This window comes from Mesorhizobium sp. M7A.F.Ca.US.005.03.2.1, from assembly GCF_003997795.1.
Taxonomy (GTDB): Bacteria; Pseudomonadota; Alphaproteobacteria; order Rhizobiales; family Rhizobiaceae; genus Mesorhizobium; species Mesorhizobium ciceri.
In genome coordinates this window covers 1-554 of the sequence record NZ_RZRP01001553.1, presented here as the reverse complement: position 1 = coordinate 554, position 554 = coordinate 1, and the positions used below count along the sequence as shown (strand labels likewise).

Below are 554 nucleotides of genomic sequence, written 5' to 3'. Positions count from 1 at the left end.
GCCGCGGGCTGCCGCCAGGCCGGCTGCGCGCTGATCGGCGGCGAGACCGCCGAGATGCCCGGCATGTATCACGGCAACGACTACGACCTCGCCGGCTTTGCGGTGGGTGCCGCCGAACGCGGCCAATTGCTGCCCACCGATGACATTGTCGAAGGCGACGTGCTGCTGGGCCTGGCTTCCTCCGGCCTGCACTCGAACGGCTATTCGCTGGTGCGCCGCATCGTCGCCGTCAGCGGCCTGTCGTGGAGCGATCCGGCACCGTTCAACGACGAGGCCACTCTGGCCGAAGCACTGCTCGAGCCGACCCGCATCTACGTCAAGTCGATTCTCAAGGCGATCCGCAACACGCATGGTATCAAGGCGCTCGCCCACATCACCGGCGGCGGCTTCCCGGAAAACATTCCCCGCGTGCTGCCCAAGGATTTTTCGGCCGAGCTCGACCTCGAGGCGATCGACGTTCCTCCCGTGTTTTCGTGGCTGGCCAAGACCGGCGGCGTGGCGCCGGAAGAAATGATGCGCACCTTCAATTGCGGCATCGGCATGATCCTGGCGGT

At 66.1% G+C, this 554-nt stretch carries 1 protein-coding gene; it reads left to right on the top strand.

The window, feature by feature from the left end:
- On the top strand, positions 1 to 554 hold a 554-nt coding region (purM, locus tag EN991_RS39085; RefSeq protein WP_127370675.1), incomplete at both ends, for a phosphoribosylformylglycinamidine cyclo-ligase.